The sequence below is a fragment of the Legionella nautarum genome (assembly GCF_001467895.1).
Taxonomy (GTDB): Bacteria; Pseudomonadota; Gammaproteobacteria; order Legionellales; family Legionellaceae; genus Tatlockia; species Tatlockia nautarum.
In genome coordinates this window covers 64299-79885 of record NZ_LNYO01000024.1, presented here as the reverse complement: position 1 = coordinate 79885, position 15587 = coordinate 64299, and the positions used below count along the sequence as shown (strand labels likewise).

Below are 15587 nucleotides of genomic sequence, written 5' to 3'. Positions count from 1 at the left end.
TGCTCAACCAATTCGGCAGCGAAAAATAACTTCCTCAGCCTTTAATTTCTCGTGGCTGCGATAAAGTTATTTCATCTCTCTGCTTTTTGGCAAGATACATGGCTCGATCGGCTAACATCATTAATTCCTCGAGTGATTGACTATCATCGGGATAAGTTGCCAATCCTATGCTAATCGAGCTGTAAAAGTCTTTATTTTTAAACTTAAAGACTTTTTTGAAGGCATGTTTAATTCGTTTAGTAATGACTTCAGAAATTTTTTCGCCCTGGGAGTGTACTACAATTGCAGCGAATTCGTCTCCACCTAAACGCGCAATAAAATCAACCTCTCGAAAACAGCTTCTTAGCCGTTTTGCCGTCTCTACAAGTAAATAATCACCGACCTCATGGCCCCAATGATCATTGATATACTTGAGATTATCAAGATCCATGAAAAAAATAGTGACACAGTGTTGCGGAGGTAGTGAAGCAATACTCGTTTCTAAATTAAATTTAAAATATTGTCGATTAGGTAAATTAGTGAGTTCATCAAAACAGGCTAAGTAATGATACTTGTCTTTTTCAAGGCGTAAAGAGTAATTTTTGTTGTTTAATAACTGCTCATATCGCTTACTTTCTCGCATTAAACTATCCAAGGTGGTAACAATGATCACAAAAGCAAATAAATGGTTTAGCCAATCGACAATAGACAAATGAGTCTCGGAAAGAGAATAGTGAGGGGGAATTGAAACGATCCTGCATCCAATAATAACAAGAAGAATTAAGATTGAATAAATGTATAAACCAGAGCGCCCCAGAAGCGACACACTAAGTATAGGAATAATATAAAACCAGACCGAAAAAGTTGGCCCTATTCCTCGCACGAGATAATTGGCGAGCAAAACCGTTAAAAAGATAATTAAAGTGACCACATGCCCGCAAAAGACTGTGTTTTTAGTGCGGATTAGAAGATACCCATTCCACAAACCTAAGAAACTTGCCGTAGAGATCATTGCGACTAGATACCAAAGCTTTAAATAAGTATAAAGAGAAAGGACCAAGGCGCAGATAATTAAGAACTCCACAGTTATATACTGAATTAGATAATATTGACGACGATGAGCGTCTACTAAGTCAGAATTGCTCTTGTACTTGTGGTTTTTTCCTTGCATAAAGTCCTTCACTCTATTGCGTCGGCGATTTAAGGGGTTTGCTCTATAATTATGAACCATAAATCAGGAAAATAACGCACAGCTAGGTTATCGGTACTCAATTTAGCAAGGATGGTCAAATTTTTGTTTCACTAAGCGCTTACTATCTGTTTTGTAATTAAGTGAAAATCTGAATCGAGAAAATTATGAATTATGAACATCAATTAGAAAAAGTCATCCGCTTTATCGGGAAACATCTTGATGAAAAACTGACTCTAAGCCAATTGAGCGATCTCGCATGCTTTTCAAAATATCATTTTCATCGCTTATTTACAGTCCATACAGGCTTATCTTTACAGCAATATATTCGCTGGCTGCGGTTAAAACGAGCGGCTCATCAATTATTGATTAATCAAGATAAAACCATTATTGAAATTGCAATCAATGCGGGTTTTGAATCTCATGAAGCCTTCGCGCGTGCATTCAAACAGAGTTGCGGTATGAGTCCTAAAGCATTTCGCTTGCATTCAAACTGGCAGCTCTGGGAAAAACAACCCTATTGTTTGCCAAAACAAGGTGAAATAATAATGCAGGTCATAATTAAAAACATGAACGCTAAACGTCTGGCAGCCATAGAACATCGCGGCTCTCCTGAACTGTTACAAGCGAGTGTTAACAAGTTGATTAATTGGGCAAAATCTCAAGCCATGAATCTAAAACCCAAAGCTGGAGAGGCGTTTGGCTTTGCTTACGATGATCCAAAAACAACGGAGCCCGCCGATTTTCGCTTCGATTTAGCGATCACCGTGCCAGAACAATTAAAACTCGAAGGGGAGGTCATTGAAAAACGCCTGCCCGCTGGCCGTTATGCAGTAGCAATACATAGAGGTTCGCGCGATTTAATTGGTGATACCGTCTATGGTTTGTATCGGGACTGGCTTCCTAAATCGGGGGAGGAATTGGGCGATTTACCCTGTATCTTTTGTTATTACAACTTTGATCATGAAGTGGCTGAAACTGAGTTACTTACAGAGTGTTGGCTATTACTGAAGTAGCCTTAAAGATAAAATGAAACAACCTAGCTCGATCTAATGTTGTTCTAGGTTGCATCGCTAACCGATCTAATTGTTGATAAACTTTTAACGTCAGTTACCAATAAAGCGCGCCATTGTTGACTAAAAGTTCATAGTGAATTAATATTGCGCCATTTTTTACAATGGATAATTGATATGACAAAAGAACTTCAAGCTATTACAATTCCTGCTTTTCTTAACAAGAGTAGAGATGAACAGTCAGCTTTCCTCCAGGGGTTAACAAACTACTTTAGGATACCTGAGAACAGAAAAAATCCTCTTTTAAAAAAATACGTGGCGTTAGTTGTACTAATGGAAGCTCGTTGCGCAGCCGAGGATAAGAGTTCATTTAATTTAACGGCCCAATTTCGCAATTTCCTTGCATTTTTTGGCCTCGAGGACTTGAAACTCGGTGCCGATCGAGGTAACTCACATGCTAGGACTATGTATTCAGAGGAAAAAAGAACTGGCGATATCGCAATAAATGGTTACCGCTTATTTCATATTAGTAACATGGGCCATCGTATTTGGACTCGTAAATTTTTCAATATAGGCCTTGATAAGGACCATAATATCCTCACTCAAAAAGTACGAATACAAGGTAAGATAGGTGAGAGCCCTGAACCTCTTGTAGAAGACATGGAACTTTGGGAAACCTTAAATAGGGACCAGTTAAAAGCACTATTTGCTACCATTAAAGAAGAAAGCAGTTACGAAAATACCTTTGGTTATGATTTACTCTGCGCGGGCATGTACTGCGCCAATGGATTACTTCTATTAAACTACCTCTGTGCTACTGAAGGATCATTGGGCTGTGGATTACTCCTTCTTCCTTTTGCTCTAGCATTAAGTCTTGCTATTTATGCCGTAACCCTCCCACCTGCTTTAACCTTTATGGCGATAGAGTACTGCATTGTTGAGCCCATTAAATTGGTCGTTAAGATGGCTAGACCTGATAAATATGAAGCATTTATTGAAGCGGTAACCAGCGCTCCTGATGATGGAGAGAGCGACGAAGAGATTCGCGCGGAAGAGTTCCATCAGGGATTATGATAATTCCTAATTCATCTGCTTATCTCCCTAGGTCTCTCGGGCTGCCCGCGAGACCTAGGTAAAAGGAGTTATATAACCCATTTTTAACTGAAAGAATTTATATGTCACTTCAAGCTATTACCATTCCCGCTTTTATAGAAATGTCTAGAGAAGCACAACGTAACTTTCTTAAACCGATAAAAATTAGTGAACTTAAAAGTAACCGGCTTCTTTTGCAAAAATTCGTTGCCCTAAAAGTGCTCATGGAAGCTCGTGCCGCAGTCGAAGATCAAAGTTTATTTAATTTAACGGCACAATTTCGCAATTTTATCGCAAGTTTTGGTCTCAAGGACTGGAAATTCCAGGTTGAGGGATCTAGCCCTGATGAGCTAACGACAAACAATAGTTATCGCTTATTTCATATAAGTGATATAGGTCGGTCTTATTGGACTCGTAAAACCTTTCATATCGGCATTGATGAAAATAATGAACTGTTCACTCAACAAATGGAAGTAAAAGCCAAACTTGATAAAGATTCTGAAGAGCATTCCAAAGAACTGCATATTTGGAAAATCTTAAATAGGGCCGATCTGCAAGCGGTATTTGCTGAAATTAAAAAAGAAACCAGATATGAGAATCCCTTTGGCTATGATTTATTTTGCGTAGCTATATACTACGCCAATAAATTACTTTTATTGAACTACAAAACTATTATCGATAGGGGTTGGGGAGCTGGGCTACTGCTTCTTCCTTTTGTTTTCGCATTAAATCTTGCTATTTATGCCATAACTCTCCCCCTTGCTTTAACCACTATTGCGCTGGAATATTGCATTATTGAACCCATTAAATGGGTGGTTAAGGCAGTTAGACCTGAGGATTATGAGGAATTTATTGAAAACATAACCAGCGGACTTGAGGGTGAAAAGAACAATGAAGGCAATATCGCGGAATTTTTTTATCCGACTTGAGGATAATTCATTGGACTGTCATCCCCGCAGAGATGACAACCCAACCAGATTAGCGCTACCTCATACCTTGTTATAAACACAATGAGAAGACAAATTATCGATTAAACTGCCATCCTTAAATAGGGACGAAGTATTGTGATAAACGAGCTGTGCATTCTCAATAGACCAGCTAAATTTTCCCACAACCATCTCGACACCGCCCTGCGACAAATTACCGGGTTTGTAATAAATGAATTGAGAACCCACAAGTTGTTGACCATCACTACTCCAACGGAGATGGATCAGGTTTTGTTCGACTTCAAAATTTTCATTATTGCTATGACTTGAGATTGCATCAATAGGAATTCGTACATTATCCATGGTGATGGAGGAAAAATCTGGACTCTGCTCGATAGTTAACAGTTGTTCATCGAGCTCATCATCACAAACACCTGTCCAGCGACCTGAAAAGTTAGCATAACCTTTGTGAGAGGCTATTGCTTTTTGGAGATTCTCAGGCGCTTTGCGTTTATCAAATTTAGAAAATAAGGGCGAAGCATAACTTGAGGAAGCTAAAGCTAGGCATATATTGATTAGAACTAATTGTTTTTTCATTGAATTAACCCGGTTTACGATGGTTTGATACAGTGGGTGGTAGCAATACCAACCTCTCTAAAAGCAGTTTCGATGGGATCAATCGCTAGATTTAAATCTCTAGCAGCATCGATTACCCCACAAGCGGCTTCATTAAAGTCAGTCGTAGGCGTCCAATATTTTGAGTTGGCAATAATCATGACTTGAAAGGCCGTTTTAATACCTAGCTGTTTTGCCATCAGATAAAATACTCTATTAAATACACCGCTACCCGTATGGACTAAAGAGCCTTGTTTTTCTTCTTCGTTATCGGGGTATTTTGATTCGAGATAGGCAGAAAGCTCTTCATAGCTAATGGCACAGATACTTTGCTGCATCCTAGCCATCTTTTTATCAACACAATCAGCCGAGCTACCATCTAAAGAAGGCAAATCTAAAAACCTAAATGCTTTTATCGGTAAGGAGTCAGGTATTATTGTTTCTCCTATGCCCCAAGTCACCTCATTCGGAGTTAAGTGGGCTTTATTATATAATTCAGGAAATTTTTCCAAAAAATAAGCGCGCGACGCTTGAGCCGCCATATCTGAAAAAGATTCATTCAGTGCCCCAGATTGGTCGTGATACTCAAGGTTAGAATGTTGTTGGGTAAAGCCATGGGCTACTTCATGTCCAGCAACATCCATGGATACTAAAGGATAAAAAAAGGAGCCGTCACCAAAAGACATGGTTTTGCCATCCCAAAATGCATTATCAAAAGCAGAACCAAAATGCACCCGCATAATGAGTTTTTGCGGATTTCCTTGTTCATCTTCTAAGGCATTCAGTCCATACCAATCTTTATACAAATCATAAATAAGATGCCCCAAAAAGTAGGCGTCATTACTAACGGAATAGGAGCCATTGACGGGATCTTCTACATTAGAACCACAAGGATAGCGATAAGGAGTACGCATTTCGCTGTACCAATCCCACCTATAATTGAGGTTAACCAGAGTCACTTTTTCATCATCCAGTATGCAACTTTCATTATCTTGAGTCACCTCCAAACCAGGTAAGCCCTCTTTTCCATACCAATACTCATGAACCTTTTCATTACCTCCGGGGCCAGTCTCTGTATGGTATTGAATGTTATTCCATTGTTTAAGCACTTCGCCTGTTTTTGCATCAATGATAAAAAACGGCCAGACCGGTTTATCCTTTGATAGACCTTTAAAAGAAACTAAATAAGTGAGCTGTAATTGCTTGTCTTCACTTGCCCTAATTTGCAGTTCGCTTTTTTCGTTATGTACATCGGTCAAGTTAGCTTGAGTGAGGTAGTGGTTTTTAGCCCTTTGCGTGGCTTGTTGTGAACTCAGTACTGGATTTGTATCCAGCTGAATATCATTAAATACATGACCATTCACCTGGCCACCAGCCAGCCCTCGAGTCATTGGATTTTGACTCACAGTGATTTGAGCACCAATAATTGGAATGCCTTTATACACTTGTTGGTAACGTGTAATGCTAAGCTTGGCCTGTCGTGTTTGACTAACTTGCTTTAAGTTGCCGTTTGATGAAGTCGAAGATGAAGCTGCTTTCATCGTGGGCAAAAGAGAAAATTGCTTCAAAGTACTTAAGGAGGCTTGATGCAAATTGACATAATTTGCTGCCCAACTAGTAGAATAGAGCGTTAAAACAAGACCTATTATTACCTTTATCATCTCATAACTCTGAGGCTTTAAATGCCAACCATTTTGTCATGAAAAAAATCAGCAAGCAATAATTTTATCAATAAAGCTTTTTTTAAGACTTAAAGGCCATTATTTGTTTATAATACCCCTTAATTCGTCATCATGAACTTCTATTGACCAATAATTTTAATAAGAACTCTTTTATCCCGACGTCCATCAAATTCGCCATAAAAAATTTGCTCCCAGGGACCAAAATCCAATTTTCCTTCAGTAATAGCAACCACCACTTCACGCCCCATGATTTGCCGCTTAATATGAGCATCAGCATTGTCTTCACCAGTATTATTATGCTGATAGCGTGTTATTGGTTCATGAGGAGCAATAGCTTCTAGCCACTTTTTATAATCTTGATGCAAACCTTGTTCATCATCATTAATAAAAACAGAAGCAGTAATATGCATCGCATTAACTAAAATTAATCCTTCCTGAACCCCACTTTCCTCTAAGCAGACAATGATTTGATCAGTTATATTCAAAAATCCCATCCGTTCCGGAATATGAAACCACAACTCTTTTCTGTAAGTTTTCATTGTAAAATCCAAATAAAAATCAGTAGCCAGCTCTTGGCCGATCAGTTTTTATATCAACGCTGCCAAACGACAAGCCTGGTCAATGGCATGACGGGCATCTAATTCTAAGGCTTTAAACGCGCCGCCTATCAGATGGACTGATTGCCCCAGTTCTTTTAAAGGTTCAAATAAATCACGTAACTCATTTTGCCCAGTACAAATCACTATCGAATCGACCTCTAATAACCGTGGCTGGTCATCAATGCGGATATGCAAACCCTCATCATCAATTAGTTCATAACTGACTCCTGCCAGCATTTTTACTTGCTTATGCTTTAGGCTTAAGCGATGGATCCAACCTGTGGTTTTACCTAAGCGCTTACCATGTTTTTCTTTTTTACGTTGCAATAAATAGACTTCGCGTGGACTTTTGCTAATTTCAGCTTGCTTGATTCCACCGCGATGGGACATGCTAATATCAATACCCCATTCATCATAGAACTGTGGTTTGTTCTCTCCCTGATGCTCATGAGTTAACCATTCGGCAACATCAAACCCTATCCCTCCCGCACCAATCACTGCTACGCGTTTTCCCGGACTTTTCCGACCTTGAATAAGCTCAACATAAGTCATTACTTTTTCATGATCCAAGCCTTTGATCTCAGGAATTCGAGGCGTAATTCCTGTTGCTAAAATCACTTCATCAAATCCTTTTAAACAATCGATATCTGCCGCTGTATTCAAATGAATATCCACTTGATATTTTCTCAGCTGGTAATTGAAATAATTAATCGTATATTGAAATATTTCTTTACCAGGAATATTTTTTGCCAAGTTAAATTGGCCACCTAAGACCTCAGCCTTCTCGAATAAGCTGACTTTATGACCGCGTTCAGCAGCGACGGCAGCAAAAGCAAGCCCTGCCGGCCCTGCACCGACCACTGCAATTTGCTTCGGATGATGAACAGTCTGATAAACTAATTCGGTCTCATTACAAGCTCGAGGATTTACTAAACAAGAAGCTGTTTTATTCACAAAAACACGATCTAAACAGGCTTGATTACAAGCAATGCATATATTAATTGCCTCACTTTCCCCTAGTTTTGCTTTATTTGCAAATTGCGGATCAGCCAAAAATGGTCTCGCCATCGACACCATATCGGCAAACCCTTCCGCGAGTAAGTCATTGGCAAGCTCTGGAGTGTTGATCCGATTGGAAGTGATTAAAGGAATACTCACCTCCGGTTTGAGCCGTTTAGTAATTTGGGTAAACGCAGCGGCAGGGACCATCGTTGCAATGGTAGGAATGCGTGCCTCATGCCAGCCAATGCCCGTGTTAATCAGGGTGGCGCCCGCATTTTCGATGGCTTTAGCCAGCAGAACAATTTCTTCCCAACTAGAACCTTCAGCAATTAAATCGAGCATAGATAAACGGTAAATGATAATAAAATTGCTGCCTACCGCTTCTCGCACTGCTTTAACCACTTCGACCGGAAAACGCATACGATTGGCAAAACTACCGCCCCACTCATCCTGCCTTTGATTAGTATGTGCAACAATGAACTGATTGATGAGGTAACCCTCACTCCCCATGATTTCCACCCCGTCATAACCCGCTTCCTTGGCTAATCGAGCACAGCGAGCAAAATGTTTGATGGTTTTTACCACGCGTCGTTTACTCATCACCCAAGGTTTAAAAGGGCTAATCGGCGATTTTATGCCACTTGGCGCCACAATAAAGGGATGATAACCATAGCGGCCTGCATGCAAAATCTGTAAGGCGATTTTTCCTCCGGCTTCATGTACTGTATGGGTAACGGTTTCATGGCGTTGCTGTTCTTTGCTGGAAGTCAATTTAGCTGCAAAAGGGGCTAAACGCCCTGCCCGATTAGGCGCAAAACCACCCGTAACAATGAGTGCCGCGCCCCCTTGGGCCCTTTCACGATAGAACGCAGCTAAGCGATCTAGCCCTTCCTTTTCTTCCTCTAAACCGGTATGCATCGATCCCATTAACAGGCGATTTCTTAGTTGAGTAAATCCTAAATTTAAAGGCTGAAAAATAGCTTTAAAGGGAGTATTGTCGATTCTCAGTTCCATGAAGCACTCACACTAAAGACGAAAAATCCAGTATAAAACTTTTAAGGGCTCTCATGAATAAGTTATTTATTTTATTATTAACTTCTTTTTACCTGTCATCCGTTAAGCAACTCTAGACTCCATAGCGGGCAATAGTAGCGCTGTTTCTTGTGAATAAACTATTTAGCGTGGCCGAAGGCGAGTTTTTATACCATACTAATAATAAACTCGCTAAACTGGAGACCCTATGGAAATACGGGCATTTCAGTACATACAAGAAACAGGATGGAACCTTAAAAACTTTCCCGAATTAGATTCAGAACAAACTCTCATTTTGATATTTGCTGCGCCAAACTTTTTAAATCATGCGCAACCCATCAAAGAGCTAGCTAATTTTTATAAGAAATCCAAGATATTAGGCTGTTCTAGTGCGGGTGAAATTTTTGGAGCGCATATTTTTGACAATAGCCTTTCTGTAGTCATAGTGAAATTTGCTAATACCCGAATCAACATTGCTAAAGCAAAAGTCAATAATACTGATGATTCATTCACAGCCGGTTCATCAATTACTGAGCAGCTACTCGCCGACGATTTACAAAGTATTTTTGTCTTATCGGATGGATTACAAATTAACGGTTCCGAATTAGTTAAAGGCTTAAATTCTGCTACCAAAGAACCTCTCATTATCACAGGCGGCCTCGCTGGCGATGGGAGTGATTTCAAACATACTTGGACTGTTTTTAATGGTGAAATACTCACTAATCACGTGATAGGTGCTGGATTTTACGGTGACCATATTCGCATTGGCCATGCTTCTAAAGCAGGATGGGATATTTTTGGGCCCGCAAGGCGTATTACTCGCTCTTCTAAGAATATTCTCTACGAGTTAGATAACAGGCCAGCATTATTACTTTATAAAGAATATCTCGGTGAAAGGGCAGCCGAATTACCTGCTTCAGGCTTACTTTACCCCTTGGCAATAAAAGACATGAGTTCAAAGGAAAAAACACCGCTTATTCGTACGATTTTAGGTATCGATGAAAAAACACAATCGCTAATTTTTGCAGGTGATATGCCCATCGGCTACCATGCCCAATTAATGCGGGCTAATTTTGAACGTTTAATCATCAGTGCCAACGAAGCAGGCGAAATTGCTAAAAAACACATGGGGGAAAATGGCTCCCCCGTTCTTATTATTAGTATTAGCTGTGTTGGGCGACGACTACTATTGGGAGAGCGAACAGAAGAAGAAACTGAAGCAACCTTAGAAGTATTTCCAACTGGATCAACCCAAGTAGGTTTTTATTCCTATGGAGAACTATCCCCCTTGGTTACCCCTGATTGTAAACTTCATAACCAAACAATGACATTAACAACCTTTTCAGAAATTTGAATTAGGTTAAATTGAGGCGATTATGGAAATACATAAGTTATTGATAAGACAACTTAATCGAGCTGAATTGAATATCGATGAGTTACCCTCCAACTTAGAGAAATGGCAAGAATTTCTTTCTCGTATTAACAAAACTTATCAAGAAAATGATCAAGACCGTTATTTGTTAGATCGCTCGATGGATATTTCCTCTCGGGAAATGATGCTTTTGAATGAAAAACTTGAGCATGCACAGCATTTAGCTCGCCTGTGTTATTGGCAATATGATGGTAATACAGATTATATTTTTGGCTCAAATGAACTTTATAATATTTTCAACTTAAACCCTTTAAAACCTGTTTTTTCTTATAAAGAATTATTGCAATTTATTCACCCTGACGATCGTAAAAAACTTCAGAATCTAATGACCAACTGCTTGGTTAGAAAAATAAATTATGAATGCGAAATCAGGTTAAAGAATCGTGAAGACAATTACGGTTGGTATCGTATTATTGCCCACTATCAAAAACAGGGCGACCTGCTAACAGGTGTTATTATCGATATTAATAAAGATAAAGAAACCGAAGCGAAGATTAAAGAATTAAATCAAAAATTATTAGTTACAGCGCGCAGAGCAGGTATGTCAGAAGTCGCCACATCGATACTGCATAATATAGGTAATATCTTAAATAGCTCAAATATTTCTCTTAATTTATTGAAAGAAAGTTTAACACAACCTTATTATGATAAGCTGTTTCAAATTGTCAACATGATTAAAGAACATATCGATACACTTTCGGTTTATTTAAGTGAAGATAGTAAAGGTAAACTAATCCCTAACTATTTGATTGCCCTAACCGAAATCATTTCAAATAACCATCAAAAAAACTTGGAAGAAATAGAGAGTATCTATCAAGATTTACTCCATATTAAAGATATTGTATCGATTCAACAATCAATCAGTGGAGAATCCGGCATCCCTGAGAAAATTTTCATCCCAGAATTAATAGATACTGCTTTGCAAATGTCATCCAATCCTTCGCAAGATAAATTGATTAAATTAAATAAGAAAAATATCGAATGCCTTAGTATTATGGCTGATAAATCGAAATTACTGCAGATCTTAATCAACCTTATTCAAAATGCTAAAGATGCCGTCCTGTGTAATAAAAATAAAAAAGATAAAACGATCAAATTTATTGTCGATGACAAAAAATCACAAAAAATTGGCATTGAAGTCATCGATAATGGCATGGGGATTTCTCCTGAAAATCTCGGTCATATTTTTTCCTTTGGCTTTACCACCAAAGAAAATGGACATGGCTTCGGTTTACATAGCTCTGCGTTATCAGCTCAGGATATGGGAGGTTCGCTCAAGGCAGAAAGTAAAGGACTAGGAAAAGGGGCGCGATTTATCTTGACTTTACCCATTCATAAGCAGCTAATTAGTAAAGGAATTTTCAATGAATAATCAAAGGCTACGTATTATAGTTATCGATGATAATCCTGCAATACATCAGGATTTTATCAAGGTTTTGTCCATTAAAGAAAATTCCCAAGTTTTCAAAGAATTAGATGAGCAATTATTTGGTGAAAATAATTCTCACAAGCATCGAAATTTATTACCTCATTTTCAAATCGATACAGCCGAACAAGGGCGTGAAGGTGTCGAGAAAGTTAAGGTTGCATTAGAAGAAAAAAAACCTTATGCCCTCGCCTTTGTCGATATACGAATGCCACCAGGCTGGGATGGCTTAGAAACCATAGTTCGCATGTGGGAAATTGATAAGGATATTCAAGTCGTAATTTGCACGGCTTATTCTGATTATTCCTGGGAAGAAACCGTCCGAAAATTGGGAATGAGTGACAATTTACTTATTCTTAAAAAACCATTTGATAAGATTGCAGTCAGACAATTAGCTTGTGCATTAACAAGAAAATGGATCCTGGCAAAAGAATCTAAAAGTCACACGGAATCACTTCATCGAATTGTCAATGAAAGAACCGAATCCTTGCAACAATCGCTTTCTTTACTTAGAGCAACGATCGAATCATCTACCAACGGGATTTTGGTTGTTGACTTATCAAAAAAAATCGTTGATTACAATCAACAATTTATAAAAATTTGGGATATCCCTCAATTTATTATAGAAGTAAAAGATGAAGATTTACTATTCAAATATATGCTAAGTCTATTAAATAAATCCGATGAATTTCTCGAAAAGGTTAATCAACTTTATGAACACATAGACGACACATGTATGCAGCTTGTCAAATTTAAAAATCAAGAAAAAATCATCGAATGTTATTCTCAACCCCACCGTGTAAATACTAAAACGGTGGGCCGAGTCTGGAGTTTTCGTGATATTACCGAGCGTGCTTTTCTTGAGAGAAAGCTTGAACATCAAGCCACTCATGACTCATTAACTGATTTGCCCAATCGTGTACTACTGACCGATCGCATACAGCAGACCATTGCCATTGCAGCACGACGACATCAAGCTTTTGCTATTTTGTTTTTTGATTTGGATCGATTCAAATTGATCAATGACAGCTTAAGTCATAAAGTGGGTGATGCTTTGTTACTCGCAGTAACCAAACGTCTCTCCGAATTGCTGCGCGAAGAAGATACTTTAGCTCGACTAGGTGGTGACGAGTTTGTCATGATTATTCCAGAGTTTAAAAAATTGAAAGATGTAGTCAATGTTGCTCAAAAAATACTTAGATCTTTAAGCCAACCATTTTATATCACGGGGCGTGAAATTCTGATCTCGACCAGTATAGGAATTAGTCTTTATCCCACAGACGGAAAGACAACAGGAAAACTCTTAAAAAATGCAGATTTGGCGATGTACCATGCGAAAGAACAAGGTGGAAATCAATTGAAATTCTATACTCCTAAATTAAATGAAAATATCTGTTACCGATTACAACTTGAATCGGAATTACGACGAGCGCTAATCAATCATGAGTTTTTCTTACTTTATCAGCCACAATTTGACATGGATAAACGAAATTTAGTTGGTGTTGAAGCACTTATTCGCTGGAAAAATCCCAAAAAAGGCATCCTTTCACCCTTTGATTTTATCCCTATTGCAGAAGAATCTGGCCTTATAGTTCCTATTGGAGAATGGGTGATTCACGAAATTTGCAAACAACTGCAAACTTGGAAAAAAAATAAACTTCCTTTAATACGAATTTCGATAAATGTTACCACCCAACAATTAAAACAAGCTAATTTTGCAAAAATGCTCAATAGTATTATTAAAAAATATAGGGTTAACCCTGAATATCTGGAACTTGAAATCATGGAAAATGTGATTATTACTCACGTTGAGATTCAACAAATGATTCATCGGATTAAAAAAATTGGCGTAAAAATTGTTCTCGATGATTTTGGCACCGGAAATTCAAGCATCAATTATCTCAAAAAAATACATTTTGACCGCTTGAAAATCGACCAATCTTTCGTCCAAAATATTTCACGCTCAAAGTGCGATGAAGTCATTATTGAAGCAATCATTGCAATGGCCCGCAGCTTTAATTTTAAAGTGTTAGCAGAAGGTGTTGAAACAGAAAAACAAATTAATTTCTTGAAGGAAAAAAAATGTGATGGAGTACAAGGATTTCTTTTAAGTAAACCGGTATATCCTGAGCAGATTACAAAAATACTTCAGGAGAAAAGACTTTAAAATTTAAAGACTCAGTGGTTGCGTTTCTCCAACAAACCAAATCGTATAGTCTATTAAACATAAAATATGAAGACTCAAAGCTTGTACATGAACAGAGTAGGAAAATGGCTGCTTCTAGAGCAAGGACTCCGCTATCAACAAATGGTGTAGGTTTTTATTCTCAATTACAACAATGTACAAATAAAGCCAAAACTGAAACTAATCATCAGCCACTACGATTTAATACTGGAAATAATTAAATAATCTAGATTCTCTCTCCCCTCAACAAAAATCTTTGGGGAGAGAACTAAGTACATTAAGAATTTGTTCTGGCTGATTACAATGTGTAATTCACAGACATCGTTTCAAATACAGAGACTGCTCCTATAATTTAAGACTAACATGAACAGCATGAATTACCGCTGCGATTCGACCGATACGCGCCAACGCTTGCGCTGATAAACCTTGCTCTTGCAGTTGCCGCGTATGAGCACTAATGCATGTACCGCAGCCATTTAAAATCGATACCGCCAGCGATAATACTTCAAAAGTTAGGCGATCAACCCCGGGGTTCATCATTCCCTGCATACGCAGACCGGCTGGAACTTGCGCTAATTCAGCATGATGACTCAGATGAACAAAGCGATAATAAATATTAGTCATTGCCATTAAACTAGCGGCAAGCTTCGCAGCTTCAGCAATTTTTTCCTCCTTATTCATCTCGAGTAAATCTGCTAAAACTAATTTATCACCCAAATGATAAGCTACGGCTAGTGCTGCACCGATAATTTGCTGTTCTGTTAAACCGTCTGTTTGCGTCAAATCCAATACTTTTGCCGTATTTAACCGTACATCTTTAGCAAATTCCGGTAATTGTTGTTTTATTATTTCGAGCATGATTCACTCCTCTTAAGCCGCATGAATTGTTTCTTCACCTTTTTTCCAATTACAAGGACAAAGCTCATCGGTCTGTAAAGCATCAAGCACCCGCAGTACTTCTTGCGGGTTACGACCTACGTTTAAATCAGTCACCATCACAAAGCGAGTGATCCCTTCTGGATCGACGATGAAAGTTGCCCGTTGAGCCACACCTTCTTTTTCATCCAAAATACCTAAGGCTTGTGTCAGCTCTCGTTTAATATCTGAAAGCATAGGAAAAGGGAGTGCACGTAAATCAGGATGCTGATTGCGCCATGCTAAATGAACAAATTCGCTGTCAATACTTGCACCCAGAATTTGCGCATCGCGATCATTAAACTCGGCATTCAACTCGCCGAAGGCAGCAATCTCGGTGGGACAAACAAAAGTAAAATCCTTAGGCCAGAAAAATACAACTAACCACTTACCTTTATAAGTTTCGTTAGAAATGGATTGAAAAGCCTCAGTCATTTCAGTACTTACTGTTGCCTTCAAATTAAATGGGGGAAATTGGTTACCTACTCTAATCATTTTTC

13 protein-coding genes are annotated in these 15587 nt (G+C 38.5%); 6 read left to right on the top strand and 7 right to left on the bottom strand.

The genetic code is table 11. The features are described 5' to 3' along the window. Positions 1-34: 34 nt before the first annotated feature. Positions 35-1150, bottom strand: coding sequence for a GGDEF domain-containing protein (locus tag Lnau_RS12200; protein ID WP_065240301.1), 1116 nt, complete (start codon positions 1148-1150; stop codon positions 35-37). 185 nt (positions 1151-1335) lie between these two features. Between Lnau_RS12200 and Lnau_RS12195 the strand changes: the two genes are divergently transcribed. The 3 genes from Lnau_RS12195 to Lnau_RS12185 all read left to right on the top strand — a co-directional run bounded on the left by Lnau_RS12195 (position 1336) and on the right by Lnau_RS12185 (position 4202). Beyond that, positions 1336-2184: an AraC family transcriptional regulator gene (locus Lnau_RS12195; RefSeq protein WP_058505429.1), complete on the top strand. Its 849-nt coding sequence runs from the start codon at positions 1336-1338 to the stop codon at positions 2182-2184. 174 nt (positions 2185-2358) lie between these two features. Beyond that, the gene (locus Lnau_RS12190; protein WP_058505428.1) at positions 2359-3255 is read left to right on the top strand and encodes a hypothetical protein; all 897 of its coding nucleotides are present in this window, start codon (positions 2359-2361) and stop codon (positions 3253-3255) included. Positions 3256-3356: 101 nt separating this feature from the next. Continuing rightward, positions 3357-4202, top strand: coding sequence for a hypothetical protein (locus Lnau_RS12185; RefSeq protein WP_058505427.1), 846 nt, complete (start codon positions 3357-3359; stop codon positions 4200-4202). A gap of 60 nt (positions 4203-4262) precedes the next feature. Here Lnau_RS12185 and Lnau_RS12180 read toward each other — a convergent pair whose 3' ends face one another. From Lnau_RS12180 to Lnau_RS12165, 4 genes are all read right to left on the bottom strand, one after another. Continuing rightward, positions 4263-4796 carry a hypothetical protein gene (locus tag Lnau_RS12180; protein ID WP_058505426.1) on the bottom strand — a complete coding sequence of 178 codons (534 nt, stop codon included), beginning with the start codon at positions 4794-4796 and terminating at the stop codon, positions 4263-4265. 14 nt (positions 4797-4810) lie between these two features. After that, positions 4811-6475: a M4 family metallopeptidase gene (locus Lnau_RS12175; RefSeq protein WP_058505425.1), complete on the bottom strand. Its 1665-nt coding sequence runs from the start codon at positions 6473-6475 to the stop codon at positions 4811-4813. 140 nt (positions 6476-6615) lie between these two features. After that, complete coding sequence (locus Lnau_RS12170) at positions 6616-7035, bottom strand: secondary thiamine-phosphate synthase enzyme YjbQ (RefSeq protein ID WP_058505424.1); 420 nt, start codon at positions 7033-7035, stop codon at positions 6616-6618. Positions 7036-7083: 48 nt separating this feature from the next. After that, positions 7084-9111, bottom strand: a complete 2028-nt coding sequence (locus Lnau_RS12165; protein ID WP_058505423.1) for an NADPH-dependent 2,4-dienoyl-CoA reductase — start codon at positions 9109-9111, stop codon at positions 7084-7086. 226 nt (positions 9112-9337) lie between these two features. Between Lnau_RS12165 and Lnau_RS12160 the strand changes: the two genes are divergently transcribed. Genes Lnau_RS12160 through Lnau_RS12150 form a run of 3 tightly spaced genes read left to right on the top strand, consistent with a single transcriptional unit; the run spans position 9338 to position 14154 of the window. Further along, entirely contained in the window at positions 9338-10483 is a 1146-nt protein-coding gene (locus Lnau_RS12160; RefSeq protein WP_058505422.1) for an FIST signal transduction protein, read from the top strand. A 22-nt stretch (positions 10484-10505) separates the two neighbouring features. Further along, positions 10506-11933 carry an ATP-binding protein gene (locus Lnau_RS12155; RefSeq protein ID WP_058505421.1) on the top strand — a complete coding sequence of 476 codons (1428 nt, stop codon included), beginning with the start codon at positions 10506-10508 and terminating at the stop codon, positions 11931-11933. Next, complete coding sequence (locus tag Lnau_RS12150) at positions 11926-14154, top strand: GGDEF/EAL domain-containing response regulator (RefSeq protein ID WP_058505420.1); 2229 nt, start codon at positions 11926-11928, stop codon at positions 14152-14154. The genes Lnau_RS12155 and Lnau_RS12150 overlap by 8 nt, the downstream gene beginning before the upstream one ends. 363 nt (positions 14155-14517) lie before the next feature. On the opposite strand, the gene Lnau_RS12140 is transcribed toward Lnau_RS12150, so the two are convergent. Continuing rightward, positions 14518-15030, bottom strand: a complete 513-nt coding sequence (locus tag Lnau_RS12140; protein ID WP_058505418.1) for a carboxymuconolactone decarboxylase family protein — start codon at positions 15028-15030, stop codon at positions 14518-14520. Between the two features lie 12 nt (positions 15031-15042). Beyond that, positions 15043-15582 (bottom strand): peroxiredoxin, encoded by a 540-nt coding sequence (locus tag Lnau_RS12135; RefSeq protein WP_058505417.1) that lies wholly within the window; start codon positions 15580-15582, stop codon positions 15043-15045. Positions 15583-15587 lie beyond the last annotated feature (5 nt).

Coding starts and splice junctions, on each gene's coding strand:
- Lnau_RS12200 (WP_065240301.1), bottom strand. CDS start 1,150: ATGCAAGGAAAAAACCACAAGTACAAGAGCAATTCTGACTTAGTAGAC.
- Lnau_RS12195 (WP_058505429.1), top strand. CDS start 1,336: ATGAATTATGAACATCAATTAGAAAAAGTCATCCGCTTTATCGGGAAA.
- Lnau_RS12190 (WP_058505428.1), top strand. CDS start 2,359: ATGACAAAAGAACTTCAAGCTATTACAATTCCTGCTTTTCTTAACAAG.
- Lnau_RS12185 (WP_058505427.1), top strand. CDS start 3,357: ATGTCACTTCAAGCTATTACCATTCCCGCTTTTATAGAAATGTCTAGA.
- Lnau_RS12180 (WP_058505426.1), bottom strand. CDS start 4,796: ATGAAAAAACAATTAGTTCTAATCAATATATGCCTAGCTTTAGCTTCC.
- Lnau_RS12175 (WP_058505425.1), bottom strand. CDS start 6,475: ATGATAAAGGTAATAATAGGTCTTGTTTTAACGCTCTATTCTACTAGT.
- Lnau_RS12170 (WP_058505424.1), bottom strand. CDS start 7,035: ATGAAAACTTACAGAAAAGAGTTGTGGTTTCATATTCCGGAACGGATG.
- Lnau_RS12165 (WP_058505423.1), bottom strand. CDS start 9,111: ATGGAACTGAGAATCGACAATACTCCCTTTAAAGCTATTTTTCAGCCT.
- Lnau_RS12160 (WP_058505422.1), top strand. CDS start 9,338: ATGGAAATACGGGCATTTCAGTACATACAAGAAACAGGATGGAACCTT.
- Lnau_RS12155 (WP_058505421.1), top strand. CDS start 10,506: ATGGAAATACATAAGTTATTGATAAGACAACTTAATCGAGCTGAATTG.
- Lnau_RS12150 (WP_058505420.1), top strand. CDS start 11,926: ATGAATAATCAAAGGCTACGTATTATAGTTATCGATGATAATCCTGCA.
- Lnau_RS12140 (WP_058505418.1), bottom strand. CDS start 15,030: ATGCTCGAAATAATAAAACAACAATTACCGGAATTTGCTAAAGATGTA.
- Lnau_RS12135 (WP_058505417.1), bottom strand. CDS start 15,582: ATGATTAGAGTAGGTAACCAATTTCCCCCATTTAATTTGAAGGCAACA.